Origin of the sequence: Streptomyces flaveus (genome assembly GCF_014647675.1) — a bacterium.
GTDB classification, from domain to species: Bacteria; Actinomycetota; Actinomycetes; order Streptomycetales; family Streptomycetaceae; genus Streptomyces; species Streptomyces flaveus.
In genome coordinates, this window is the sequence record NZ_BMPQ01000018.1 from 1 (window position 1) to 25,081 (window position 25,081).

The following is a 25,081-nucleotide window of genomic DNA, read 5'->3' on the forward strand; positions in this document are numbered from 1 at the left end:
CCCCAACTCCCGTATCTGCGCCCGGACGGCCTGGGGGCCGCGGGCGTCGGCCACCTGGACGTCGTGACCGGCCGTGCTGAGTTTGGCGGCGAGGTTCCCGCCGATGGCACCGGCACCTATGACAGTAATTTTCATGATGTGTTCCTTGAGAGGTCGTGCCGCCCCCGGGGGCGGTGCGAGGTGATGGCCGGGGGGTGGTGCCGCCTGGCGTTGCGGGGGTCGGGGCGGGGCGGGGTGTCGGGCGGTTTACGCCTGGGTGTCCTGCCGGCGGTAGCCGCTCGCGATGAGTGTGCGGAGCCGGTCGAGCGACTCCTCGTCGGCGCCGGTGCCCTTGATCCAGGCAACGGAACAGGCCGCGAGGAACAGGTCGTTGCCCCGCACCGAGTCGCGCACGTGCCCGGTGAGTTGCGCGGCTTGCACGTACTGATCGGTGGCGGTGATGAGGGTGTGGCAGGGGATGGTGAGCGGGTTGTCCGGCTCCTGCGCGCGGGCCGCGGCCATGAGCGGGTCCGGCAGGCCGCTGAAGGCGCTGAAGTACTCCTCCATCGCGCGCAGCCACTGTTCCAGCGCCTGGGCGGGGTCGGCGAGCTGATCGATGCCGGCCTGGCGGGCGACCAGTTCCTCGGAGCGGGTGTGCAGCACGGCCGCCAGCAGTGCTTCCCGGGTGGGGAAGTGCCGGTACAGGGTGCCGGGTCCGACGCCTGCCTCCTTGGCCACCGCCTCCAGGGAGGTGCCGACTCCGTGCTGCAGGAAGTGACGCTGCGCGGTCTCCAGGAGGGCGGTGCGGTTGCGCTGGACGTCCGCGCGGGGCTTGCGTTCGCGCTGTTCGCCGGCGCTCATGCGCCCTCCTGCCTGCCGTGATCGTGCGGCCGCATCAAAACGGATGCTGCCTCCGTACGCATTCGAGAATAAAACGGAGGCGGCATCCGGTCAAATGGGCGGCCCGAGCGCGGAGCCCGGACCTCGCAGGGGGCGCGACATGTTTGGCCGTAGAGCGCAGGGCAAAAGCCGTGCGGGCTGCACCATTCCAGGGTGCCCTTGTCCGGCCCCTCCCGCGCCGAGTCCGGCCCGGTCCCGGTCCCGGTCCCGGACGTCAGGGGGTGAGCTGTTGGTGTCCGATGACGGAGAGCAGTTCGAGTTTGCTGTGGCTCTCCGTGCCGGGGCGCGTGGTCAGCACCACCAGGGTCTGCGCGCGGTTCTCGGTGTACAGGAGCTGGGCGTCGACGTCGATGCGGCCGAGTTCGGGATGGAGGACGGTCTTGCAGTCGCCGTAGCGGGCGACCTCCTGAAGTTCCCACATGCGGACGAACTCGGGGCTGTGTTCCTGGAGTTCGGCGAGGATCCGGGCGGCTCGGGGGGTGTCGCTGCCGGCTGTCAGCGCGGCCCGCAGGCGTGCTGCCTGGGCGCGGCCGTGGCGTTCGTGGGCCTCCTCGGGATACACCAGACGTTCGGCCGGGTCCATGAACCAGCGGTAGTAGCCGCTGCTGGCCAGACCGGTGTGGCGGGTCTGGTCGCCGAGCAGTGCGACGGCCAAGGGGTTCATCGCGAGAGTGTCGACCAGGTCGGTCGTTACCAGGGCCGGGGTGTCGTCCAGGCGGTCCAGGACCCGCAGCAGCGTCGGGCTGACATGCTCAGAGCGGTGGAAGCGGGCCGGGGCGTTGTGGCCGATGAGGACGAAGAGGTGGTCGCGTTCGTCCAGGGTCAGCCGCAGTGCCCGGGCGAGAGCTTCGGTGATCTGGACGGAGGGCTGCGGAGCACGCTGCTGTTCCAGCCGGGCGTAGTAGTCGGTGGACATGCCGGCGAGCTGCGCGACCTCCTCGCGGCGCAGCCCTTGGGTACGCCTGCGCGGCCCCTCGACCAGCCCGACGTCGCGGGGCCGCAGCGTCTCACGCCGGTAACGCAGGAATTCCGCCAGTTCCTTCTTGTCCATGGCCCCATCCTCGTCGCATCCCGCCCGGCTATCCAGAGACCGCCGATCCATGGCTGAGCCCTCCCCTTCTGCCCGCGCGAAGCCGCTCGTACGGCCGACGCCGAGGGCGCGCGCAGCCAGAAGACCCGATGGTCCCTTGACCTGCCTGGCCCGCTGGGAAATTCGCCGACCGTCGGCGGTGCGGCGCAGACCGTCGGTATGGAAGACGGCCTGCGGCGACGGTCCCCCGTCGAGGACACCCAACGCTTTGACCGGTCCCGAGCCTCGTCGCCCGGCCGACAGGACTATGTTCGCCGTGTCAGACGGCCGCTCGCGTGCCCCTCGGCGCTCAGGAAAGAGCCGGTCGCCTCCAGTGCGACGACCGGGGCGAAGCCGAAGGCGCTTCCTGACCGTTCCGCGTCTTGGGCGAGGACCTCCCCGAAGCGGGTCGAGCTCGCGTTCGCCCATGCTGTGGCCCCACAGGACCCGCCTGTGTGCTGTTGTTCCGCGTCGGGCATTTCGGGTCGGTCAGCTGCCGGTCATCATGGCGAGGACGTCGTCGTAGGAGCCGTTGGCCACCGCGTCGCGGATGAACCTGGCGGGCTCGACGACCAGCTCCTTCCCGTCGGGCTTCTCACGCAGCAGGCCGAGGACCTCGGTGAGGAAATCGTCCAACGGCATGGACTGCTCGCTGTCCTGCTGGCCCATCAGCGTCGTGCGCACGCCCGCCGGGACCACCTCGACCACCTGGACACCGGCGCCGGCACCGGCGAGCTGGATGCGCAGGCTCTCGGAGAAGGAGTGCAGCGCGGCCTTGGTCGCGCTGTAGGTCGGCGTGCTCGGGAACGGGACGAACGCCAGCGCCGAGGTGACGTTCATGACGACCGCGTCGTCCTTGCCCACCAGCAGCGGCAGGAAGGCGTACGTCATCCGGATCGTGCCCAGCAGATTGACCGTGACGTGATCCTCGGCGACCTGGAGTCCGGCCGGGTCGAGGAGGTTCTCCGGCAGCATGATGCCGGCGTTGTTGACCAGGACGTTCAGCCCCGGGTGGCTCGCCGCCACGGTCTCACGGGCCCGGGCGATCGAGTCGGGGTCCGCGACATCGAGGACGAGTGCGTCGATGCCCGGGTGCTCGGCCGTGATCTCGTCGAGGAGTTCCTTGCGCCGGCCGGCGACGATCACCTTGTTGCCGGCCTCGTGCAGGCGCAGGGCCAGGCCGAGGCCGATGCCCGAGGTGCCGCCGGTGATCAGGATCGTGTTGCCGGTCATCTTCATGGGGTCTTGCTCCTTCGGTACGGCGGGCCGGTGAGCGCCCGCAGCCTCGACCGTAGGAGCGCCCGTGCGGGGGCGGGAGAGGAAGGTTTATCCATGGACCGGCGGTCCCTGCCTCGTGAAGCGGCCCTGCGCAGCGGATCCGGTGTCGTGGGCGGTGGAGGTGGAGGTGGCGGCGATGGTGACGTCGATGCCGAGGCGGTCGGCGTCGGATGAGGCGACGTCGAGGGCGGTGACCGAGCCGCCCGGCGCATCCCTGATGCAGGGGGGATTGATGTGTTACATGCCACCTTCAGCACTATCCGCCAGGGAAGGTCACCGGGACCGGCAGCACTCCTGCGCCACCGAGACGAAGGCCAGCTTCGCGCGCTTGAGTTCGTCCGGCCTCTCATGGCGTCTCAGACAGTCGACGAGATGCTGCGCCGCGGCGGCGGCATCCGGCGGGCCTTCCAGGAGCACCCCGCCCAGGGCTCGTTGCAGCAGGACGTCGTCGGCCTGACCCCGCCCGTTCCGCTCGGTGAGGATCCTGGTCTCCGCGGCTCCGAGGAACTCCGCGTAGGTCTGGCGGCGGAGGGCGAACTCGCGGTGGTCGGACTCGGCGCGAAGCGTCATGCGAACCGATTCGAGCAGCGCGTCAGCCTGGCGCTCGCCCGCGTGGCGCGCGGCTGCGGCCTGCCGGATGCCGGCGCTGCGGGCGTACCAGCCGGTGACGATGCTGCCCGCGATCGCCGATCCCGCGGCGATCAGTGCGATTCCCCAGTCACTCATGCCGCCATCCTCGCGATCAGCCACGGTATGCCACACCGCCCTTGCCGAATGTGCGGTGTGGATCACTCTCGGCAGCCTTCGAACAGCGCGCGATAGGATCGGATCATGTCGCCCGACGACACCAACGAACCTGCCCCGACCTGCGGAAACAGCAGTTTCCGCCCGCCGGTTCCCGGTAGACTGAACACTCGTGGGCGACGGGCGACGGGCGACGGGCGACGGGCGACGGGCGACGGGCGACGGGCGACGGGCGACGGGTTCTGTTCGCGGCTCGGTCGGCGGTGGCCTTGTACCGCCTGCTCGACGTTCTGCCCGTCTTCTCCGGTGACGACCGGATCAGCCGCCTGTTCACTCTCGTCCCCGGGTCCGACTTCGGAGCCGACGCCCTCTCCGCGATCGACGCCCTCGGAGCCCGTACGGTGCCGTGGAGCGAAGCGTGCGGTCGTACGTACGACATGGTCGTCGCCGCGAGTCCGAAGGGGGACCTGAGGCTGCTGCGCGGCCCGCACGTCCTTGTGCCGCACGGCGCGGGCTTCAACAAGTCGATCCCCGGCGAAGGTTCGGCCGACTCGGCGTCCGGGCTGGATCCGGCGTATCTGCGACGGCCCGACCACGACGCTCCGATAGCGCTGCACGCCCTGGCCCATCCCGATCAGGTCGCCAGGCTGGCCGCCACGGACCCGCGGGCCGCCCGGCACGCGAAGGTGATCGGCGACCTCACTCTGGAACGCGTCCTCGCCTCGACGTCCCTGCGCGACCGCTACCGGGCGGCGCTGGGCACCGGGGCCCGCGAGCTGCTGGTCCTGGTCTCCACGTGGGGGCCGGAGTCCCTCATCCGGCAACACCCCGGACTGCCCGCCCGACTCGCGGCCCAACTGCCCCACGACGAATACCAGTTGGCGCTCGTAGTCCATCCCAACGAGCGCGGCCTGCTCGGGACGTACGAACTGACCGAACGTCTGGCGCCCGCCCTCGACGCGGGGATGATCCTCCCGGATCCGCACGAGGAGTGGGCCTCCGTCCTGATCGCCGCTGACGCCCTGGTCACCGACCACGGATCGGCCGCCCTGTACTACTGCGCCGCCCGGGACCGCCCCGTCGTGAGCGTCCACCGAGGCGGCGGCGAACTGATCCCCGGCAGCCCGATGGGCGTACTCCTCGACCGGATACCGCAGTTGGGACGCGCCGAGAACATCGCCGACGCACTGCGGGCGTATCGGCCGGGTCCTGGGCACGCCGCCGCCGAGGCCGCGTTCGCGCCCCCCGGTGATGCCGTCGACCGCCTGCGAACCGAGGTCTACGCCCTGCTCGGTCTCGCGCCGCCCATCCACGGCTTCACCCCCCGGCCGCTGCCCCCGCCCGCGCCCGCCACGCGTGTCCCGGCGGCGTTCGACGTCCACGTGGAGACCACCGCGGCCGGCACCCGGATCACCCGGCACCCGGCCGGCACCGGGCCGCCCGGCCACCACCTGGCCGTGGAGCACGGCTCCGCAGGCGAACAACTCGCCCGTTCCGCAGGCCTGTTGTACCGTCGCCCGCTCCCGGCGTCCACCGCCCCCGTGGACCTGGCCTGGACCGCCGACGGGTGGACCCGGCACGCCCTGTCCGCCTACCCGAACTGCCGCTCGGCCGCGGCCCTGCTGCCGTCCGGCCGGTGCCTGCTCCGAGTCCGCGGCCATGAACAGACGTACGCCGTCCAGGTCGAACCGCGGTCCGAAGAAGGCCGGATCGTACGGATCGACCCGGCCGTCGCTCTGTCGGCCGCGCACGCCCGGCTGGTCTCCCCTCAACCCGCCCCTGACAGCCACACCGTGCTGAACTGCCTCATCGGAGAGCGCACTTTCCGCATCACCCTCCGCCCGGCCACGGACACCGAAGCAACGCAGGTGATCTAGACGAGGCCGTTGCGCCGTCGGAGAGTCCGGGCCGCCGCACGATGCTCCTCGGCCTCCACCAAGTGCCCTTCGGCTGTGTCCAGTTCGGCAAGCGCGTCGTGGACGCGTGCCAGATCGAAGCCCGAGCGCCGCCTGTCGGCCCGCTCGAGCGACTGCTGGTACAGCTCACGGGCCTCGTCCGTCCGGCCGAGGCGGTGCAGGACACCGGCGAGGGCGAACGCCGAGCGTCCGATCAGCCTCTCGCGCTTCTTCGCCACGAACCCGGTGTACGCCTCGGACAGCAGACGATGCGCTGTCCCAAGGTCATCCGCCTTCGCGCTCGCCTCTCCCATCCGATAGGTCTGGAGCAGGACGCCGTAGGGGTTGGGGATCGCCCGGTGCATGTCGCGGGAGCCGGCGAAGTCGGCCAGAGCGGCACTCCACTCACCCCGTACGCCCTTGAGCATGCCGCGGAACTCGAGGGCTGACGCGGCGAGTTTGCGGTCCCGTTCGGAGTCCCCCAGCAGTTCAAGGGCGGACATCGCGCTGTCGAGCTGGACCTCGGCCTCGCTCAGTTCTCCCGACTCCCACAGCGGCCTGGCCAGCTGGCAGCGCGTACGCACCAGCCATCCCGCGTTTCCCCCGTGCCGGACCGCCGAGTCGACGGCGCGCCTGAAGACCTCGATGACCTCGGACTGGTGGGGATGGTCCAGAGCATGCGTCCACACGGGCTCGGACAGGGCCACGACCTCGGTGTCCATCCCACGGCCGTGGGCCAGGCGCGAGCACGCGAACAGCACATGGCGTTCCTCGTCCAGCCAACGGGCCGCGCGCTCGGCGCGTTCAGCCCGGACTTCGTCCTCCACGGCCGCTTCCGGATCCTGCAGTGGAACGTCCGGCACACCGGGAACAGGGTCGAGAAGATCCACGACGGTCAGCCGACGGCCGGCGGTGAACCGGTCGGCCAGCTGAGCCTGCCGCACGAACCAGCGCAGCAGCCTGGCCTGTGCCTCGGTCACCTCCCCGTCCGCCGCCTCCCGGCGGGACCGGCGCAGGGCGTGCCCGCGCTGCGGCCCGGGCAGCCTCATCTGGCCGGCCTCCGTCAGCGACAGCAGACGCAGGTCCAGCAATCCGGCCCGGTCCAGCTCCTCCAGGGCGTCCTGGCAGGCCTCCGGCTCCAGCCCCGACAACGCGGTGGCGGAGTGGAGTGTGAACGTCTCGCCGGGATGGTGCGGAAGCAACCGGTAGAGCAGGGCCGCCGGGCGGGACAGACCGGCGTAGGCCGTGTCCCAGATGTGCTCCACGCCGGACACGCCCTTCTCGTCCAACTCGGCCTGGAGGTCGGCGAGGATACGGGAGAGCGGGCGCAGCCGGTGCGTGCGCACCCACCGGCCCGCCACGTGCAGCGCCGCGGGGAGGCCGTCGCACAACCCGACCACCGCCCGCGCCGCCTCCGGGTCGGCGGCCAGCCGGTGGTCACGGACGATCAGTTCCAGCAGCTCCGTCGCCGCCCGCTCCTCCAGTGGCGGCAGCGCCAGATCCACCGCGGTTCCGGCTTCGAGGTCGTGGAGCGGACCGTGACTCGTGGCTATCACCACGCTGTCGCCCGACGCCGGAAGCAGGGGGACGACCTCCGAGGCGTAGCGCGCGTTGTCCAGCAGGAGGACCAGATTCGCGTCGGAGGTCCTGTTCCAGTACTGCCTGCACCGAGCCGCGTACTGGGCCTGCACCTGGTCCGGCGCCACGTCGAGGGAGTTCAGCAACTGGGAGAGCACATCACCGGGATCCAGCACGCCGTCCGCCCGGAAGTCGTCGAGGTCGACGGACAGCACACCATCGGCAAAGGGGCGGCGGTCGAGCAGAGTGCGGGCGATCAGGCCGGCCAGCTCCGTCTTTCCCAGGCCGCCAGGACCGCTCAGCGCCAGGACCAGCGGACGGGAACGGCTCCGCCATTCCGTCACGGCGCGCAAGGCACGTTCCCGCTCATCGTCGCGGTTGACGAAGTACACCGGCTCCGGCGGAAGTTCGACCCTCACAACAGTCCCCTCGACCATCCGCAGTGCCCTGCACGCACTTCCCGACGATCATGCACTCTAGAGACTTTCACCACCCGGTGCCCGGTATCCCGAAGACCCGAAAACCCCGGATCATCCGCGCTGCACCTCAACACCTCAACACCCACGCACGGCACTTGTCGGACCTGCACAGGTTGCCCGGGGGCAGGATCCTGCACGCTTTACCGGTAACCGGTCGCGAGCGACATCGTGCTCAGGCGTCGACGACCAACTGCCCCAGGAGGTGCTCCACACCCTTGCGGAGGTCGTCCGCGGCAGTGTCGCGACCGGTCAGGTACCTGAGCAGCGCCTGCTGGAAGAGCCCGTCGAAGAGCGCGTACGCCACGGGGGGCGACAACACGGGGGGCGAGCCGACGAGCTCGGCGAAATGGCTGACGACGCGCCAGATCATCCGTTCCAGGCTCTGGTCGATGTCGAGGACATCCTCACGGAACGACTCCTCGAACAGGCTCTGGTTCCGCAGGTCGTACCAGAGCCGGTGCATCGTCGCTTCCTCTCGCAGCGTGTCGGCCATCGCCGCGGCGAAACCCTGCTTGAGTTCCTCGGCCGAGCCGGCGGTGACGATGATCTGGTCGTAACGGGTGACGCACTCCGCCTTGTACTGCCGCACGCAGTAGGTGATCAGCTCCACCTTGTCGCGGAAGTAGTAGTGCAGGACGCCGTGGGAGAACTCGGAGTTCTGCGCGATCTCGCGCAGGCTCGTGCGGGCGTAGCCGAGTTCGGACAGGGTCTGCAGCGCGGACGCCGCCAGTTGCGCCCGTCGCTCGGCGAACTTGTCGACCTGCCGCCGGGAGATCCTGTCCCGGCTCTTGCCCGCAGTCTGGGTCACAGCGCGTCTCCGTCGGCCCTTCCGCCCGCCCGCACCCTGCGGACCGCTGCGCCAGGCTATCGCGGCCCGGGACGAGAACCCAGCAAGAATCTGGACAGTCGTCAAAGAAAGTTTGGACGGTCGTCAAAAGAAGTCTTGACGACTGTCCAGAAGTGCCTACGCTGGCGTCACGTCCCGCAGTCCCCCGGTCCGGGTTTCCGTACGACCGAGTGCGTGACGCCGACAGCACGTCATCTCAACGAGGAGATGTTCCATGAGCGTGTACGACCTGACCGGGCGCAAAGCCCTGGTGACGGGTGGGGCCCGAGGACTCGGGGCAGGCATGGCCGAGGCGCTCGCCCGGGCCGGCGCCGCCGTCGTCATCGGCGACATCCAGGAGGAGGCGGGCAAGGCGACCGCCGATTCGCTCAGGGAGTCCGGCGCCACCGCCGCCTTCGTGTCCCTCGACGTGACCGAGGACGCGAGCTGGGAATCGGCCGTCTCGCAGACGATCGACGAGCTCGGCGGCCTGGACATCGTCGTCAACAACGCCGGCGTCGAGATCTCCGGCCTGGTCGCCGACCTCGACCCGGCCGATGTCCGCCGGATGCTGGAAGTGAACGTCCTCGGCACGGCGCTCGGCGTCAAGCACGCCTTCCGCGCGATGCGCCCCGACGGTCCGGCCGGCAACGGCGGCGCCGTCGTCAACATCTCATCGGTCGCGGCGACCATCCCGTTCCCCGGCATCGCGGGCTACTCCGCGACGAAGTCGGCGGTCGACCGGCTCACCCGGGTGGCCGCGCTGGAATCCGGCAAGCTCGGCTACGGCGTGCGCGTCAACTGCGTCTATCCCGGCCTCGTACCGACCGAGATGGGCGCCAAACTCGCGGCGGACATGGAGACCCTGGGCCTCTGGCCGAGCGCGGAGGCGGCCGTCGGCGACGTCATCGCCCTGACCCCGCTCGGCCGGCTCGGCGAGGTCGCCGACATGGCCGACGCCGTGGTCTTCCTCGCCTCCGACGGCGCCCGCTTCATCACCGGGGCCGGCCTGCCGGTCGACGGCGGCATGGGCATGTGACGGGCCCCTACCCGGCGCCTCCACCTCACTCCCCCACCGCCGACACCGCCGACCATCGAAAGGCCGAACCATCATGAGCAACGACAAGCCCGTCGTCGTCTACGGGGCCTCCGGCTACACCGGCCGCCTCGTCTGCGAGTACCTCCGGGAATACAACATCCCCTTCATCGCCGCCGGACGCGACAAGGCGCGCATCCAGGAGGTCCTCGACAAGGTTCCCGGAATCGACACCGTGGACCACGAGGTCGTCGAGGTCGAGCACGCGGTCGGACCGCTGACCGAGCTCTTCCGCGGCGCCAAGGTGGTGAGCAACATGGTCGGCCCGTTCATCAAGTACGGGCCGGAGGTCGTCGAAGCCGCGCTCGCGGCCGGCTGCCACTACCTCGACACCACCGGGGAGCAGGACTGGGTCCTCGACGCGCAGGCGCGGTGGGGCGACCAGTACGCCGAGAAGGGCCTCCTGCTCTCCCCCGGTGTCGCGCAGATGTACACCACCGGGGAGATCGCGGCCAACATCTGCCTGGAGACACCGGGCCTGGACACCCTCGACATGCTGGTGCTGTGGAAGGGGTTCCCGACCTACGCCTCCACGCAGACGATCTTCACCATCCTGAAGGCCGACTGGCACTACCTGGAGGAGAACCAGTACAAGAAGTGGGACCCGCTCACCGCCGTCGAGGTGACCGTCCCCGGACAGCACGAAACGGCGCTGGCCCTGCCGTGGGGCGGCACCAGTCATCCCGTGTGGTTCAAGAACGATCCACGTGTGGCGAGTTGCAGGGTCCTCGGCGGCGTCATGGACCGCGGCGTCATGCAGGGCGTGGTCGAGACGGTGAAGATGGTCGAGACCCAGATCAAGACCCTGCCGGCCGACGAGCAGGACGCCGCGCTGGCCGAGGTGGCCGCCTCGGTGCAGGCGGGTATGCCGCCCCGGGAGAACCCGAGGATCAACACCTCGGTGGACTCCGTCCACGCCTCGGGCCCGCTCGGGCGGGCGCACTGCGTGATCCACGGCAACAGCAACTACAAGCAGACCGGGCTGCTCCAGGCGTACGCCGCGTACTCGCTGCTGCAGCAGGCGCCCAGGCGCGTCGGCCTGGCGTCGGCCTGCCAGGCCTTCGGCCACCGGGAACTGCTCGGCGTGCTCAAGGCGTTCGGCCTCGTACTCGACCCGGTGCTGACCGTCCACAACTGACCGTTCCGGGGGCTCCGGCCGCACTGAGCGGGTCCGGCGAGGTCCGGTGCGGTTCGGCAGCGCCCCGAAGGGGCGCGGGGCTGTATCGATGTGCGGCTCCGCCGCGTGGGCGCGACCAGCCACGACGGACCCGCGGTCGACGCACCGCACCTCCAGCGGAGCGCTTAGTGCCGGAGCTCCCGGTCACCCACGTAACCACTGAGGACGGCGTCCGTGCGGCTGACCGACTATCTCGACAAGGGCGCGTCCCTGGGCCCCGGGGCCCCTTGCCTGACCACGGGGGACCGCACACTCACGTACGGCGAGGTCCAGGAGCTCTCCTGGCAGGTGGCCCGCGCGCTGGACCGGTCGGGAGTACGCCCCGGGGACAAGGTGGCGATCCTCTCCGCGAACGATCCGACCGCCTTCTCCTGCGTGTTCGGCATCTCACGGGCGGGCGCGGTGTGGTGCCCGGTCAACCCCCGTAACGAAGCCGCGGAGAACCGCGACCTGCTGGACCTCTTCGACTGCACCTGCCTCGTCTTCCAGGAGGCCTACGCCCCCCTGGTCGCGAAGATCCTGCCGGATCTGCCGAAGCTCACCACGCTGGTCTGCCTCGACGGATCCCCGGCCTTCGCGACAGCCTTCGGCGAGTGGCTGGACGGCGTTCCCACCGAGCCCTGGCAGGCCGGGCCGGTCGACGGAACGGTCATGCTCGTCGGTACGGGCGGCACCACCGGCAGGCCCAAGGGCGTCATGCTGACCGACCGGAACATCGAGACCATGTCGGCGCTGACGCTGATGAGTTACCCGTTCGGCACCCGCCCGGTCTACCTGGCGCTCGCCCCGCTGACCCACGCGGCCGGAGTGCTGTGCTTCCCCGTCATGACGCTCGGCGGGGAGATCGTCATCATGCCCGCGCCTGACCTCACCGAGTTCCTCGCGCTGGTCGAACGGCACCGGGTCACCCACACCTTCCTGCCCCCGACCCTGATCTACATGCTCCTCGGCCACGCCCGCCTGGCAGCCACGGACCTGACATCCCTGCGGTGCCTCTGGTACGGCGCGGCCCCGATGTCGGCGGCCCGGCTGGCGGAGGCCGTCGAACGGATCGGCCCGGTGATGGCCCAGCTCTTCGGCCAGTCGGAAGCCCCCATGATGATCTCGACGATGGCGCCCGAGGACCATTTCCACGCCGACGGCTCGCTCGCCTCCGAACGTTTCGCCTCCGCGGGACGGCCCGCTCCGCTGGTGACCGTCGCCATCATGGACGGCGAGGGGAACCTGCTGCCATCCGGTGAGCGCGGCGAGATCGTGGTGCGCGGTTCCCTCGTGATGGCGGGCTACTACAAGAACCCTTCCGCCACCGAGGAAGCGTCCCGGCACGGCTGGCACCACACCGGGGACATCGGCTACCTCGACGCCGACAACTACCTGTTCATCGTCGACCGCGCGAAGGACATGATCATCAGCGGCGGCTTCAACGTCTACTCCGCGGAGGTCGAGCAGGCGGTGATGGAGCACTCCGCCGTCCAGGACTGCGCGGTCGTCGGCCTCCCCGACGACAAGTGGGGTGAGCGGGTCACAGCGGTCGTGCAACTCCACCCGGAGCAGAGCGTGACCGAGGGCGACGTGCGCGCCTTCGTCAAGGCCAGGATCGGCGGCGTCAAGGCTCCCAAGCAGGTCGAGGTATGGCCGGACCTGCCCCGGTCGAAGGTCGGCAAGGTCCTCAAGAACGAGGTCAGGTCCCAACTGCTGCGCGAACTCCCCCCTGGCCGTTCGTAGGAGGTCGCATGGCTGACGAGGTGCGCGTGGCCGGGGTCGGCATGATCCCGTACGTGCTCTGCTGAGCGGAGGACAGCTGACGGACACTGCCGTCGGCGCCCCGCAGACCGCAGGCCGGCGTTGCCGCGCTCGCCGAGGCAGGATTGGGCAAGCTGCTTGACCGGTCTGAAAGGCAGCGATCAAGTACGGAAGGACAACAGCTTCCAAGACCGGTTCCAGGACCAGCCGGCCCGAGCAGATCTTCACGAGAACCGACCCCGTCATGCCGCGCGTCTTGATCTACGGTGCCAGCAGTCACCCACGACGGGGAGGGCCCGTGGAGCAGACAAGTACAGCGCTCGCCGAGCGAATTGCCGAGCGGAGAAGGGGAGTCGGTGACCCTCGTGCGCTGATCGGTGAGATGCGGCGCTCGGTCCTTCTGGTGCCGACGGCCGGCGGAGGCCTCTGGTCGGCGCGGTCGGGCGGGGTGCGGTGGATCTGCGGGTTCACCGACGAGGCCGCGCTCGCCCGGTTCGCCCTGCATCACTCGTACGGTGATCAGCCCATGGATTACGCGGCGCTGCTGGGCGCCCGCATCGTCGACGAGGTCGTGCCGTCCCTGGACGAGCCCGCCGGCCTCGCCGTCGACATCGCCACCGAGGACGGGTCGATGTTCTTCCCGCCGGTCACCGGCATCGTCCCGGACGGCGTCGCCGTCGACTCCGGCGAGGCACAGGAGGGGCGCGGCCGTGGGCGGTGACGGGGCTGACCTGCAGTTCGACAAGGCGTCTGTCGCGAAGTTCACGCAGGGCGTGGGCGCGACCATCGACCAGCTCGGTGAACTCGGCGGCGCCACCGGTTCGGTGATGGGCAAGGGCTTCTCGGAGCTGTCGATGACCGGGATGGAGGCCGGGCACCACGGTCTCTCGGTCGACTTCGAGGACTTCTGCGAGCGCTGGGAGTGGGGTGTGCGAGCCCTGGTGAGCGACGCCAGTGCGCTCGCGAACCGTCTCGGCCTGGCGGCGGGCACCCAGTGGGAGCACGACCAGTACGTCGAGGGCTCACTGAAGGTGGGCGTCAACTCCGTGCTGGGCGGCAACCCGCACGCCACCGAGGAGGAGATCACCCAGCAGGACTGGGGCGAGGTGGCCACGCCGGACGCCCTGAACCCGGACTGGAGCGCCGAGTCGTGGGAGCAGGCCGGTCAGGAGATGGAGCAGACGTGGAAGGACACCGGCCGCACCGTCCTCACCGAGGGCCAGGGCGGTCAGCGGTCCGAGGTGCTCAACGACGCGCTCGGCATCTCCGACGACCAGTGGAACCAGGCACTGGACGACACCTTCGGCCCGTCGCCGGAGGAACGCGCCCAGCAGGCGCAGCAGCAGGGTGAGTCCGGGGGGAACTGACTGTGGGTATCGGCGACTTCATCAGTGACATCACGCCCGACTCGGTCGAGAACGCGGTCGAGGACGGCGTCGAGTGGGCCGGCAACCGGGTCGAGGACGCCGGGAACTGGACCGCCGACCGGCTGAATGACGTCGGCTGGGAGTCCGGTGCGGACTGGGTGCGCGAGCAGTCCCGTTCGGTAGCCAACCGGATGGGCGCCGAGGTCGACGAGATGGACCTCGGGCAGACCGAGGACAAGACCAAGCTGATCTACGGCAGCCCCGCCGAGCTCGACGCCACCGCCAAGAAACTCCGGGCCTTCCAGACGGCCTTCGACAACACCGGCGACGGTCTCAGGGGCCTCGACTCCTCCCGGCTCAAGGGCGAGGCGGCCGAAGCGCTGCGCACCGCGGTGAGCACCCAGCCGCCCAAGTGGTACGCCGCCGCCGACGCCTGCGCGAAGGCGCTCGGCGCGCTCGACGCGTTCGCCGACACCGTCACCTGGGCGCAGGGACAGGCGCAGGCGGCGATCGACAAGTGGAAGGAGGGTGTCAAGGCGTCCGAGGACGCCGCCGACGCCCACCGCAAGAAGGTCGACGACTTCAACGCCGCTGTCGACCGCTACAACGCCCAGCCCGCCGATGAGCGCAACCCGTCCTCGCTCCCTCCCAGGCCCGCGGAGACGTTCCACGACCCCGGCAAGCAGCTGATGCAGGATGCCCAGGACATCCTCGCCGAGGCCCGCAAGCAGCGGAACTCGGCGGCGGAGACGGCACGTACGGCGGTCCGCGCCGCCCGCGACATGGCCCCGGAGAAGCCGTCGTACGCCGACCAGTTGAGCGACGGCGTCCAGGAACTGCAGATCATGGGCGACCACGTCGGCGGCGGCATCATCAAGGGCACGGCGGGGATCCTCAACTTCGTCCGGGGCATCAACCCCATGGACCCGTACAACCTCACGCACCCGGCCGAGTACGCCACGTCCCTCAACAGCCTTGCCGCCGGTCTGGTGGTCGCCGCCAACGACCCGGTCGGCACCGGCACCCAGATCGTCAAGGACTTCATGAAGGACCCGGCCGAGGGCTTCGGCCGTCTGCTGCCGGATGCCGCGCTGACCGTGGCCACGGGCGGCGGCGGTGCCGCGGTGAAGGGCGTACGCATCGCCGAGGAGGCCGCCGACGCCGCACGGGCTCGCAAGCTGATCGACGACACCCCGGACGGGACTCACAACCGACCGGACGGCGAGCGCACCACCGACGGCACCGACCCGGTGGACCTCGCCTCAGGCCGGATGTACCTGCCCCAGACCGACCTCGAGATCCCCGGCATCCTGCCGCTGGTCTTCACCCGCCGCACCGAGTCCGGTTGCACGGTCGGCCGCTTCCTCGGGCCCGCCTGGACGTCCACCGTCGACGAGCGTCTGCAGATCGACGCCATCGGCGTCGTCCACGTCACCGCCGACGGACTCCTGATCCCGTACCCGCACCCGGTCCCCGGCGCACCCACCCGGCCGCATTCGGGCAGGGCCCGCACGCTCCTGGCCCGCGACGCCGACGGCGACTACACGGTCACCGACCCCGACAGCGGGCTCACCTTCCACTTCACCGCCCCGACCGGCGGCGAGCCGGGCGGCGACGGTACGGCCTGGCTGTCCGGCATCGCCGAACGCAACGGCCACACCGTCACGGTCGACCGCGCCGAGGACGGTCTGCCACTGGCCCTCGTCCACTCGGCGGGCCACCGGGTGAAGCTGTCCGTCACCGACGGCCTGGTCACCGCCCTGTCCCTGGCCGGCGCGGGCGAGGGCGGTGCGGACCTGCCCCTGATGAACTACGGCTACGAGGAGGGCAACCTCACCGCCGTCACCAAGCCCTCCGGCGCCACCACCACCTTCGTCTACGACGACCGCCGCCGCGTCATCGCCTGGATCGACTCCAACGGAAGCCGCTACGACTACCTCTACGACGACCGCGACCGCGTCATCGCCGAAGGCGGCGAAGCCGGCCACATCCAGATCACCCTTGCCTACACCGAACCCGACCCCGAGACGGGCCACCGCACCACCACCCTGACCACCGCCGGGGGTCACACCACCCGCCACCTCATCGGCCCCGGCTGTCGCGTCCTGGCCACCACAGATCCGCTCGGCCACATCAACAGCTTCACCTACGACACCCGCGGGAACCTCCTCACCCGCACCGACCCACTCGGCCGCACCACCGCCTGCACCTACGACGAGAACGACCGCCTGGTCGCCGTGCTCCGCCCGGACAGCAGCCGACTCGCCATGAAGCCTGGCCCGTTCGGGAGGTACACGGACCTCCACGGCCCGGACGGCAGCCGCTGGCTCCAGAGCTTCGACGAGCGCGGCAACCGGACAGCGGTCACCGACCCGGCCGGCCACACGACCCAGTACGCCTACGACGCTCGGGGATGCCTGACGTCGATCACCGACGCGCTGGGAGCCGTCACCACAGTCCGCTGCGACGCCATGGGCCAGCCCGTGCAGGTCATCGACCCGGCCGGCGGAACCACTCATCTTCAGCGTGACGCCCTCGGAAACGCAAGACGCGTCACAGACCCCACAGGCGGCGTCACTTGTCTCGAGTGGGACGCGGACGGCAACCTGATCCGCCGGGAGGCCCCGAACGGCGCCACCGAGTCGTGGACCTACGACGGCGAGGGCAACCGCCTCACCCACACCGACCCGGTCGGCGGGGTGTCCCGCTTCGAGTACACCCACTTCGACCTGGTAGCGGCCCGCACCCAGCCGAACGGAGGCCGGTACGAATTCGGGTACGACGCCGCCCTGCGACTCATCCAGGTCACCAACCCGCAGGGCGCGCGCTGGACTTACGAGTACGACGGGGCCGGTCGCATGGTCTCGGAGACCGACTTCGACGGCCGAACCCTCAGCTACCGTCTCGACTCCGCCGGACAACTCACCTCCCGAACCGACTCGCTCGGCCACATCATCTCCTTCGAGCGAGACCAACTCGGCCAGGTGATCCGGAAGGACGCCGACGGCCAGGTGACCACCTACGGCTACGACCGGGCCGGACGTCTTCTGCAGGCGTCCGGCCCGGACAGCGAACTCCTCTACATGTACGACCGCCGGGGACGGGTCAAGTCCGAGCTCGTCGACGGCCGCGCCATCAGTTACGCGTACAACGCCGTGGGCCGCCGCACCCGCCGTATCACTCCCACCGGCCACGTGACCACCTACACGTACGACGCCAGTGGCCGTCCCGAGCGCCTGACCACCGGAGGGTCCCCGGTCGTCTTCACCCATGATGTCGCGGGCCGTGAAACGGCTCGTGTCTTCGCAGACTTCGCCGCCCCCCTCACCGTCACCTCGGCCTGGGACGAGGCCGGGCGGCTCTCCGCCAGTCACCTGACCGCCGACGGCCGTACTCTCAACAGCCGTACCTACTCCTACCGCCCGGACGGCCACCTCAGCTCTGTCAGCGACCTCTTGTCAGGCACCCGCACCTTCGACCTGGACGCAATTGGCCAAGTCACCGCCGTCCACGCTCAGGATTGGACCGAGCGGTACGCCTACGACGCGAGCGGCAACCTGACCGAGGCGTCCTGGCCCGCTTCCCACCCCGGCAACGAAGCCACAGGACCGCGGACTTACGCCGGCACAGCGATCACCCGCGCCGGAGCCGTCCGCTTCGAACACGACGCCATCGGCCGCATCACACTGCGGCAGAAGACCCGCCTGTCCCGCAAACCCGACACCTGGCGCTACGAATGGGACGCCGAGAACCGACTCACCTCGGTGATCACCCCGGACGGGACCCGTTGGCGCTACCGCTACGACCCCCTGGGCCGCCGCGTCGCCAAACAGCGCCTGGCGGCCGACGGCGACAGCGTGGTGGAGGAGATCCGGTTCGCCTGGGACGGCATGACCCTCTGCGAACAGACCGTTCACCACCCGGACCTCCCGGGCGCAGTCGCCCTCACCTGGGACCATCGGTCCGGCGTTCCCCTCTCACAGACCGAGCGCATCCTCACGGCGGACACCCGTCAGGACGAGGTGGACCGGCGCTTCTTCGCCATCGCCACCGACCTCGTCGGGACCCCTACCGAGTTGATCGGCCAGGACGGCGACATCGCCTGGCGCACCCGCGCCACCCTCTGGGGCACCACCGCCTGGAGCAGTTCCAGCACGGCCTACACCCCGCTCCGCTTCCCCGGTCAGTACTACGACCCGGAAACCGGCCTGCATTACAACCTGTTCCGCCACTACGACCCTGAAACCGCGCGATACCTCACCCCCGACCCCCTCGGGCTCACCCCCGCGCCCAACCCCGCCACCTACGTCCACAACCCCCACACCTGGTCCGACCCCCTCGGACTCAGCCCGTATCCGCGTGGTGAGAAAGGCAACCCATTCGAGAACCGTGCGGATGCGGAAAAAGCCGCGTACGAGCTCGCCGGTGTTCGTTACGGCGAAGACCCCGTCGCCGAGTGGGTAGTCACTGGGGACAAGCAACTGAAGCACACGCCGGGTCATATTTATTCATCCGACCCGGCACACTGGGGAAATTTCCGGCAATTCGAAACGGACAGTGGCTCGCGTGTGGTCGTCGAGCACACCCACGATCCGGCAGGTCCACACTTCCATGCCGGCAAACCGAAGATCGATGACACCCGGAACTTCGTCAACTTCGGCTGGGACAATGCAAGGGTGCAGCGACCCGACGGTAGCCTCGGCTATCCGGAGTCCATGGAAAGATATGCCAAGATAAACAAATCGGGTGGTGACCATCACCTGTTCTACGAAGGAAACTGAATGCTGTAGGGACCGATGAAAGGTCAGGGATCATGAAGGACCGGCAGGCACCGGAGTGGCTGGACACCCTTGGGCGCTGCGGACTTGAGGTGACGGGGGAGGCGGCACCTGACGGCCCACCCGTGAACGCCGCCATCTATGCGGTCAGCGGATTCGAGGTGGAGCCGGTCGCCGCAATCCCCGCCTCCACTCCCAACGCCGCCGACGACCTGGACGAGGCGTGGCATCACCATGCTTCACAATCTTCGCTCTACGGGGAGAACGGAGAGTTTCTCATCCTCCCGCCCGTACCCGGCGGGAGCGAGGTCGGCTGGGTGCGCGTAAAAGACCCGGTCGGCAAGAACCTCCCGTCACGTATCTCCGGGGTGACTGGTTCACCCGAGTTCGTGGCTGTTTCGGTTGACGGCCGCCACCTGTGTGCCGCCTCGGTCGAAGAATCCGACTACTGGGTGGTGGTGCACGAATTCCGAGGTCCATGAGCGTCACGAGCTCATTTAGTCAGCAGTGACCAACCGAAGTCCGACACATTCCTCATGAAAAGCACGGCCGCATTCTCTTTCCCGGACGGCATTCACCATGAGACTCACCCTCGACGGCGACTGGCATGCGACGGCGACGGACGATCCACTGCGCATCACCCCGCGCTTCGGCCACTCCGTGGACATCGCGCCCTTCGCGAACGTGATGGAGCGTCAGCGGTTCCTCGCGGACACCTTCGGCAGCGAGGACTGGCTGTGGGACACGCCTGACATCCTCCGGTTCGACAAGGCGAGCCGAGAGCTGGTCGGAGCGGAATTCCACTGGCCGGAGGAGTCCGCCTCCGCCGAGGAGGTCGCCCGCCTGCCCCTCGCGCCCGCGGTACGCACGGGCGGGCTCCGTGCTGATGAGGCCCGGGACTTCCGGCATGAGAGGGGCACGGTGCTGTGCCGCGCCCCCGGAGACACCGTGCTGACCTGTCTACGCGACCTCGACGTCCTCGACGAACCACTGGACGCCCGCATCGGCATCGCTCCCGATGTGGCACTCCTCGTCCAGCACGGCACCGTCGTCGGCTGGAGCCTCACCGACCCCGCGCGCTACCTGACCACGGCGTACACCGACCCCGACCCCAATCCACCCTCCCCCGCCACCCGTCGCCTGCTCGCCGAATGCCTGGACCTCATCACCACGCCGGTGGTCGACGACGTAGCGGACGGCGAACCGGCCGCCCTGGCCTGCCTCCAGGCCGCCGACAAGGCCCTGCGCGAGCAGCGCGAGGACCGGCACCGGGCCGACGCCCTGCTCGAGCTGATCGCCACCTACGTGGAGGACTACGGAAACTGGTGAACGGGGACGAAGGCCAAGGAACTGGACGGTGCCGGGGGATCAAAGCCAGGCACAGCCAGGTCCCCGCCACATGCGCCGCAGCGCACGGCGATAGGCTGCACGTCCGTGAGCGAGTACCAATACTACGAGTTCCAGGCCATCGACCGACCGTTGACCAAGGACGAGCTCGAGCAGGTACGGGCCCTGTCGAGCCGGGCCAGGATCAACACGACGCACTTCGTCAACGAGTACCACTACGGCGACTTCCGCGGCGATGAGCACAAACTGATGGAGCAGCTGTACGACGCCCACTTGTACTTCGCCAACTGGGGCTCGCGGCGCCTGATGCTGCGCCTGCCCACCACGCTGCTGCCCGCCCGCAGCGTCGAACCGTACTGCATGGAAGACGCCTTGACCTGCTGGACCAGGAACGGGCATCTGCTGCTCGACTTCGCCTACTCGGCCGAGGACGGCAGCGAGTGGGACTTCGAGACCTCCTTCACCCTCGCCTCGTTCACCACCCTGCGTACCGAACTCGCCGCGGGCGACCTGCGTCCCCTCTATCTGGCCTGGCTCTCCGCGCTCACCCGCTGGGAGTTGGAGGAGGACGTCAACGAGGAGGAATACACCTCCACCGTCGAACCGCCCGTACCCGCAGGTCTTGCCCAACTCACCGGTCCGCAGCAGGCCTTGGCGGACTTCCTGCACATCGACCCGCACCTGCTCACCGCTGCCGCCCGCGCCGGCGGTGCGGCCTCTTCCCAGGCGATCGACAAGGACGCACTCGCCGCCTGGATCCGCGCCCTGCCGCAACATGAGAAGGATGCCCTGCTGCTGGACGCCGCCCTGGGCGCCGCCCCACAGCCGGGCCCCGCACTCCTGGCCCGCCACCGCGCCGCGTCCCACGACGGCACAGCCGAACCGTCCACCGCCACCCGGCGCCGCTCAGCCGCAGAACTCCTCGATGCCGCCTACGAGGTGCGCAGCGAGCACACCCGGCAGCGGGAACAGGCCCACGCCCAGGCCCGCTGAGCCGAACAGCCGGCCGCGAGAACCACCTGGCCGAGAACGCCGGGCAAGCCTGGCAGGACGTCGCCAACTTGATCGGGCAGAAGCAGCCCAGCCCCTACGGCGCCGCTGTCACCCTCCTGAAGGATCTCCGCGAGGCCCACAACCGGGCGGGCACCCCCGAGGAGTTCGCCCGGCGCCTCCACGACCTGCGCGAGCAGCACCGCGGCAAGTCCGTGGCTGAACCGCCGACCGGGCGCTGCCAGCCCTGACGGCGGCGATGAGCCTGCTGAAGGAGCAGTGCCCGGCGAGGCCGACAACTTCCGCGGCACCGTCCTGGTCGCCGTCGAAGCGGCAGCCTGGGCCGGCAAGGGCGGGCCCGGTCCCGTCCTGGCGGAGATGCCCCTCAAGATCACCGGCGCCATCGACGCCGCTTGACCGGACACGAGGGCCGGAACTCTTCCAACCGGCCCCCGACCGCTCAAGGCTGCTACCCGACGTCCTTCACCGAGGTCGGCCCCAACTGCTTGGCGCTGGCGTACTCCGGCATCGTCATGGGCTTGTCGAACAGGAAGAACGACTGGTTCGTGCCGACCGTGAACTCCATGTACGCGCCCGTCGTGGCGTCGAAACCGTAGTAGGCGTTGCAGGTGGAACCCGAACTGTACGTGCCGTCCATGCCGGGCTGTGCGAGGACCGCGATGCCGTTGTCGGAGTCCTCTATCTTCTCCGTCGGAGTGAGCATCTTGCAGCGCGGCACCGGCAGGCCCTTCATGATGAAGTACCCGTACTCGCCGTTGGCGTTCTGGATGTAGACGTACGAGAGTTTGCCCCGCTTCCCCCACGTCTTGATCCACTGGTTGATCGCTTCGCGGGTCGGCGAGTACTCCATGCGGCCCGCCGGCTGCTGGGCCACGAGGTGGTCGTAGTTGTCCTGCTTGGCCTTGTTCTCCTTGTCCTGGCTGGAGTCGTCGGTGCAGGACGTCAGGGCAAGGCCCACAACGAGCGCGACGACGGCGGCCAGGGCCATGCGTGCGAACTTCTTCATGCGGTGCTGCCCTCTTCCCTGGATGAGATGGGGATCAGTTGGTGCACGTCGTGCGCTCGGCGGTGGCATCCAGCCGGTACGGCAGATCCTTGTCACGGAAGGGCGCGCGGTGCTCCTGGGCGGCCTTCGAGTTGTAGGCGTTGACCGACTCGATCCGCGTGGCCTTCAGCGCGGTGATCGACTGGTCGATCTGCGTCGTGCGAGTCTCAGAAGCGGCCTTCCGCTCCTCCTGGAGCGCCTGGATCGTCCCTTCGGCGTTCTGCACGGCCTCGCACAGATCGAAGAACTCCTCGTACGTGGTCTGACGGAACTCGCCCGAGCCGACGGTGTTCTCGCGCTTGTCCGCCTCACCGCGGAACGGGGCGGTGATCCACCCCGCGCCGCCGAAGGCGAACACCCCGATCACGTACAACACCGCCAGGCCGATGACCCCGCCGACGGCCCAAGCCCCTAACCGTGCCCCCTCGCGTATCTGCCCCATGGCCATCCCCCTTCACAGGTGGTTCCGCGGCGTGGAACCACCTTCCGTGATGGAGGACACGGCGCCTGGTGAAACGGTTCCGCCGGCACGAGTGTCACGACCTGCGCCACGGCGCAGCCACCCTCATGCCGGCCAAGCGGACGAAGCCCGAAAAGTAGGTCCCAGGTCACTCCGCTCACGCAAGCCACCTCTCGGCACCCCGGCCGTGTGGCGCGTCATGCCCCGAGCAAGGAAAAACCCCAGGTCACGGCGAGTGAGTCCTGGGGTTTCTCGGAGCCGCCTTCGGGATTCGAACCCGAGACCTACGCATTACGAGTTGTCCGATCTTGATCCGGGGGTGTCCATGGGCGTCCCCGGCAAGGCTCGCATGGCCGGTCAGAGGGCCTTCCGGACTTCGCCGGAAACCGGCGGACCACCCCGGAACGAGCGGTGATTGAGACCACGACTGAGACCGCGACCTCTTCATCCCGAAGCAACTTGGGTGACTGTCCGGCCTTGGGCCGCTGCGTCTCTCACCTGCTCCGATGGTCCGCAGGCGTCCACGCTTGTCCGCCACTGTCCGTCGGCGTTGTCACGCAGTTAGACACTCAGCGGTGTTGGGCTGGCCTTCCGCAGACCTCGGCCCCCCTTGCGGGATGGCCGAGGCTTCGTGCCGCTCATGCGGTGGATCAACGCTGAACCCACCACGCGATGCAAGAGACCGCAGTGGTGCCGAGTCCGGCAGCGATGCCTCGAACGAGTCCGTGGCCGGCGGTGCGTCCCAGCGCGCGCACCTTGCGGCGCCGGGCTGGCGATGCCCACTGAGAACGGGTGTTCCGCAGCCAGAACCCCACGCGGGTGGGCAGAGTCGACGGCTTCCGGGGCTGGCCCGTAGCCTTGAGGGTGTTACTGATGGCTCCTCCTGTAGGTCGAGCGATTGGTTGTTTCATCTGGCGGCTCCCTGCGGGAACAGGGGGCCGCCGCCTTTTGGGCGGCGACCGGTGCCATTTGTCCTCACCTGGGTGGTGGGGTTCAGCCTGCTTCGCCCTTGCGGACTAGGAACTCCACGGTCGGAAGCAGTGGCTCGTCTGGGGCCGAAGTGGACGCTGCCTGCCCGTCTTTTTCGGTCTTGGTCTCATCACCTGCGGAGCAGTCAGCCGCTGTGGCGCGCTTGCTGACGTTCAGGTTGTAGGGGGCCTGGAAGGCATATTTGTCGGCGGTCGTCGTGAGGGTGGGCAGAGAAGTGTCGATGTAGATGCCGTACCCAATCGTGGTAAGAACCCCTGCCGTCAGCAGTTCCTCACGCCCTTTGCGGATCGTCTTCGGAGATAGCCCGTACCAGTCCGCGAACACCTCGGGAATATAGAACTGCGGATCGCGTCGGCTCATGCATATGAGCAGCAGCGCCTTACCTGACAGGGTCAGCTTCTCGTGCAGTCCATCGACCCAATACTGAAACGGCAGTCGGAAGTAGATGTCCTCAAGGGGGCCATCGGCCATGCCGATGGGCGGACGGTAGGAGGTGCTCGTGCCGTCCTCCATGAGCTTTGTAATCTTGGTGAACTTGCCGTTCTGGGACCTTTTGATCAAACCGAGTTGCTCAAGCTGCAACCAGAGGCGTGAAACCATGACACTGGCTGAGGCACCCGGAGCGTGGTGGCCCAGGCAGCGGGCCCAAAGCTCGGACCGCTCGGTTACGTCATAGGGGGCTGCGGTGGTTACAGATGCCATGAGCAGGTACAGATCCAACGCCCGCTCGCGGCGGGCGCGCACGAGTGCGCTCAGCGGACTAGGAGCCTTGGCGTCTCCACTGTCTCCCTGGACGACACGTTGCACGAGGGACCGGCGGATGGGCACCTCTCTCTTACGCCGCTTTGAGGAGCCCAGGAGCGCGGCGATGCTGTGCTCCTGGGAGAGGCCGCCATCCGGGAGGGGATCGTCGGCCGGTGGAAAAATGATCCGTGGCATAGACCCAGCATGCACGCAGGGCCGCCGGTCTGAGGTGCCGTCACCGGTACCTGCCTCACGACCCGGTTGCTCCTCTGAGCAGGCATCAGATATCCATGATGACTAGTAACAACTATTAGATACAGGCGAGGTGAGTACGACACCCGTCTCCGCAGATGGAGCAGGCTCTAGAAAAAAGGATCTTTAACGTCTTGACTCCAGGATCTTTGCTGGTTGTAGCCAGATCCCTTGTCTTTCCTTCCGGACGCCCGTTGCGCTCGTGTCCCGGCTCCGCAGGGTCTGAACGGGAGAGCAACGGCCTGTCTTCTTGCCCTGGGTCTGGCGGGCCCGTTTTTCGGCCCTGGCCAGAGAAGTGCAGGCCCAACTGACCTGCGGCTGAG

22 protein-coding genes are annotated in these 25,081 nt (G+C 68.9%); 12 read left to right on the forward strand and 10 right to left on the reverse strand.

Translation table 11 applies throughout. The features are described 5' to 3' along the window. The 5 genes from IEZ21_RS29125 to IEZ21_RS29145 all read right to left on the reverse strand — a co-directional run. The coding region (locus tag IEZ21_RS29125) for an NAD(P)-binding domain-containing protein (protein WP_189324852.1) at nt 1–135 on the reverse strand (135 nt) is incomplete at its 3' end. A gap of 111 nt (nt 136–246) precedes the next feature. After that, the gene (locus tag IEZ21_RS29130) at nt 247–840 is read right to left on the reverse strand and encodes a TetR/AcrR family transcriptional regulator (RefSeq protein ID WP_189324853.1); all 594 of its coding nucleotides are present in this window, start codon (nt 838–840) and stop codon (nt 247–249) included. Nucleotides 841–1,093: 253 nt separating this feature from the next. Next, nucleotides 1,094–1,930, reverse strand: coding sequence for a helix-turn-helix transcriptional regulator (locus IEZ21_RS29135; protein ID WP_189324854.1), 837 nt, complete (start codon nt 1,928–1,930; stop codon nt 1,094–1,096). A gap of 507 nt (nt 1,931–2,437) precedes the next feature. Continuing rightward, complete coding sequence (locus IEZ21_RS29140) at nt 2,438–3,187, reverse strand: SDR family oxidoreductase (RefSeq protein ID WP_189324855.1); 750 nt, start codon at nt 3,185–3,187, stop codon at nt 2,438–2,440. 312 nt (nt 3,188–3,499) lie between these two features. Next, nucleotides 3,500–3,952 (reverse strand): hypothetical protein, encoded by a 453-nt coding sequence (locus tag IEZ21_RS29145; protein ID WP_189324856.1) that lies wholly within the window; start codon nt 3,950–3,952, stop codon nt 3,500–3,502. A 281-nt stretch (nt 3,953–4,233) separates the two neighbouring features. Here IEZ21_RS29145 and IEZ21_RS29150 point away from each other — a divergent pair, with 281 nt between their 5' ends. Further along, nucleotides 4,234–5,847, forward strand: a complete 1,614-nt coding sequence (locus IEZ21_RS29150; protein WP_246568229.1) for a CDP-glycerol glycerophosphotransferase family protein — start codon at nt 4,234–4,236, stop codon at nt 5,845–5,847. Here the strand turns inward: IEZ21_RS29150 and IEZ21_RS29155 are convergent. After that, nucleotides 5,844–7,862, reverse strand: coding sequence for a P-loop NTPase family protein (locus IEZ21_RS29155; protein ID WP_246568231.1), 2,019 nt, complete (start codon nt 7,860–7,862; stop codon nt 5,844–5,846). The genes IEZ21_RS29150 and IEZ21_RS29155 overlap by 4 nt on opposite strands. A 232-nt stretch (nt 7,863–8,094) precedes the next feature. Then, nucleotides 8,095–8,730 carry a TetR/AcrR family transcriptional regulator gene (locus tag IEZ21_RS29160; RefSeq protein WP_189324858.1) on the reverse strand — a complete coding sequence of 212 codons (636 nt, stop codon included), beginning with the start codon at nt 8,728–8,730 and terminating at the stop codon, nt 8,095–8,097. 253 nt (nt 8,731–8,983) lie between these two features. Here IEZ21_RS29160 and IEZ21_RS29165 point away from each other — a divergent pair, with 253 nt between their 5' ends. From IEZ21_RS29165 to IEZ21_RS29215, 11 genes are all read left to right on the forward strand, one after another. Further along, the gene (locus tag IEZ21_RS29165) at nt 8,984–9,787 is read left to right on the forward strand and encodes an SDR family NAD(P)-dependent oxidoreductase (protein WP_189324859.1); all 804 of its coding nucleotides are present in this window, start codon (nt 8,984–8,986) and stop codon (nt 9,785–9,787) included. 73 nt (nt 9,788–9,860) lie between these two features. Further along, on the forward strand, nt 9,861–10,982 hold the full coding sequence (locus IEZ21_RS29170) for a DUF5938 domain-containing protein (RefSeq protein ID WP_033321718.1): 1,122 nt from the start codon (nt 9,861–9,863) through the stop codon (nt 10,980–10,982). A 213-nt stretch (nt 10,983–11,195) separates the two neighbouring features. Further along, nucleotides 11,196–12,746 carry an acyl-CoA synthetase gene (locus IEZ21_RS29175; RefSeq protein ID WP_189324860.1) on the forward strand — a complete coding sequence of 517 codons (1,551 nt, stop codon included), beginning with the start codon at nt 11,196–11,198 and terminating at the stop codon, nt 12,744–12,746. A gap of 316 nt (nt 12,747–13,062) precedes the next feature. Continuing rightward, complete coding sequence (locus tag IEZ21_RS29180; RefSeq protein WP_189324861.1) at nt 13,063–13,485, forward strand: hypothetical protein; 423 nt, start codon at nt 13,063–13,065, stop codon at nt 13,483–13,485. Then, entirely contained in the window at nt 13,475–14,131 is a 657-nt protein-coding gene (locus IEZ21_RS29185; RefSeq protein ID WP_189324862.1) for a hypothetical protein, read from the forward strand. The genes IEZ21_RS29180 and IEZ21_RS29185 overlap by 11 nt, the downstream gene beginning before the upstream one ends. Before the next feature lie 2 nt (nt 14,132–14,133). Then, nucleotides 14,134–18,912, forward strand: coding sequence for a putative T7SS-secreted protein (locus IEZ21_RS29190; RefSeq protein WP_189324863.1), 4,779 nt, complete (start codon nt 14,134–14,136; stop codon nt 18,910–18,912). A 32-nt stretch (nt 18,913–18,944) separates the two neighbouring features. Then, nucleotides 18,945–19,391, forward strand: coding sequence for a PH domain-containing protein (locus tag IEZ21_RS29195; protein WP_189324864.1), 447 nt, complete (start codon nt 18,945–18,947; stop codon nt 19,389–19,391). A gap of 97 nt (nt 19,392–19,488) precedes the next feature. Next, nucleotides 19,489–20,238, forward strand: a complete 750-nt coding sequence (locus tag IEZ21_RS29200; protein ID WP_189324865.1) for a hypothetical protein — start codon at nt 19,489–19,491, stop codon at nt 20,236–20,238. Nucleotides 20,239–20,343: 105 nt separating this feature from the next. Next, the gene (locus IEZ21_RS29205) at nt 20,344–21,249 is read left to right on the forward strand and encodes a hypothetical protein (RefSeq protein WP_189324866.1); all 906 of its coding nucleotides are present in this window, start codon (nt 20,344–20,346) and stop codon (nt 21,247–21,249) included. Between the two features lie 68 nt (nt 21,250–21,317). Continuing rightward, nucleotides 21,318–21,497 carry a hypothetical protein gene (locus IEZ21_RS29210; RefSeq protein WP_189324867.1) on the forward strand — a complete coding sequence of 60 codons (180 nt, stop codon included), beginning with the start codon at nt 21,318–21,320 and terminating at the stop codon, nt 21,495–21,497. Between the two features lie 28 nt (nt 21,498–21,525). After that, nucleotides 21,526–21,663, forward strand: a complete 138-nt coding sequence (locus IEZ21_RS29215) for a hypothetical protein (RefSeq protein WP_189324868.1) — start codon at nt 21,526–21,528, stop codon at nt 21,661–21,663. A 52-nt stretch (nt 21,664–21,715) separates the two neighbouring features. On the opposite strand, the gene IEZ21_RS29220 is transcribed toward IEZ21_RS29215, so the two are convergent. The 3 genes from IEZ21_RS29220 to IEZ21_RS29230 all read right to left on the reverse strand — a co-directional run bounded on the left by IEZ21_RS29220 (nt 21,716) and on the right by IEZ21_RS29230 (nt 24,701). Continuing rightward, nucleotides 21,716–22,273: a hypothetical protein gene (locus IEZ21_RS29220; RefSeq protein WP_189324869.1), complete on the reverse strand. Its 558-nt coding sequence runs from the start codon at nt 22,271–22,273 to the stop codon at nt 21,716–21,718. A 34-nt stretch (nt 22,274–22,307) separates the two neighbouring features. Then, nucleotides 22,308–22,760 carry a hypothetical protein gene (locus IEZ21_RS29225; protein WP_189324870.1) on the reverse strand — a complete coding sequence of 151 codons (453 nt, stop codon included), beginning with the start codon at nt 22,758–22,760 and terminating at the stop codon, nt 22,308–22,310. 1,005 nt (nt 22,761–23,765) lie between these two features. Further along, nucleotides 23,766–24,701 (reverse strand): hypothetical protein, encoded by a 936-nt coding sequence (locus IEZ21_RS29230; RefSeq protein WP_189324871.1) that lies wholly within the window; start codon nt 24,699–24,701, stop codon nt 23,766–23,768. Nucleotides 24,702–25,081: the final 380 nt, after the last annotated feature.

Coding starts and splice junctions, on each gene's coding strand:
- IEZ21_RS29220 (WP_189324869.1), bottom strand. CDS start 22,273: ATGAAGAAGTTCGCACGCATGGCCCTGGCCGCCGTCGTCGCGCTCGTT.
- IEZ21_RS29135 (WP_189324854.1), bottom strand. CDS start 1,930: ATGGACAAGAAGGAACTGGCGGAATTCCTGCGTTACCGGCGTGAGACG.
- IEZ21_RS29165 (WP_189324859.1), top strand. CDS start 8,984: ATGAGCGTGTACGACCTGACCGGGCGCAAAGCCCTGGTGACGGGTGGG.
- IEZ21_RS29145 (WP_189324856.1), bottom strand. CDS start 3,952: ATGAGTGACTGGGGAATCGCACTGATCGCCGCGGGATCGGCGATCGCG.
- IEZ21_RS29140 (WP_189324855.1), bottom strand. CDS start 3,187: ATGAAGATGACCGGCAACACGATCCTGATCACCGGCGGCACCTCGGGC.
- IEZ21_RS29200 (WP_189324865.1), top strand. CDS start 19,489: ATGAGACTCACCCTCGACGGCGACTGGCATGCGACGGCGACGGACGAT.
- IEZ21_RS29130 (WP_189324853.1), bottom strand. CDS start 840: ATGAGCGCCGGCGAACAGCGCGAACGCAAGCCCCGCGCGGACGTCCAG.
- IEZ21_RS29230 (WP_189324871.1), bottom strand. CDS start 24,701: ATGCCACGGATCATTTTTCCACCGGCCGACGATCCCCTCCCGGATGGC.
- IEZ21_RS29170 (WP_033321718.1), top strand. CDS start 9,861: ATGAGCAACGACAAGCCCGTCGTCGTCTACGGGGCCTCCGGCTACACC.
- IEZ21_RS29225 (WP_189324870.1), bottom strand. CDS start 22,760: ATGGCCATGGGGCAGATACGCGAGGGGGCACGGTTAGGGGCTTGGGCC.
- IEZ21_RS29195 (WP_189324864.1), top strand. CDS start 18,945: ATGAAGGACCGGCAGGCACCGGAGTGGCTGGACACCCTTGGGCGCTGC.